Below are 284 nucleotides of genomic sequence, written 5' to 3'. Positions count from 1 at the left end.
AATATGCAGGATTTGAATCAATGAGAATACCCTTAGAAGTAAACACACTCATGTCTTCACTGGTGTTTTTATAAACTTAGTTAGCAATACTTATCGTATCTTGAACTTTCTTAATATCAGTAATGTCACTATGAGTCCCACACACTCTAAGCGGGTTACCTTTATCATCAACATCAACGACGCGGCCAGTTTGCAAAATCCAACGACTGCCACCGTGTAAATCAGTTAATTGATATTCAACACGCTGGCTAATGCAACGGCCTTTTATAATCTCATTAATACTG

General features: G+C 37.3%; 1 protein-coding gene. It reads right to left on the bottom strand.

Annotated elements, in window-relative coordinates; translation table 11 throughout:
- Positions 1-76 precede the first annotated feature (76 nt).
- A partial coding sequence (locus AAEZ02_RS22250) for a PAS domain-containing protein (protein WP_351125182.1) occupies positions 77-284 on the bottom strand: 208 nt, incomplete at its 5' end.

It is taken from the genome of Shewanella sp. T24-MNA-CIBAN-0130, from assembly GCF_040310185.1.
In the GTDB taxonomy this organism is placed as follows: Bacteria; Pseudomonadota; Gammaproteobacteria; order Enterobacterales; family Shewanellaceae; genus Shewanella; species Shewanella psychromarinicola.
This window is presented reverse-complemented; position numbering and strand designations above follow the sequence as displayed.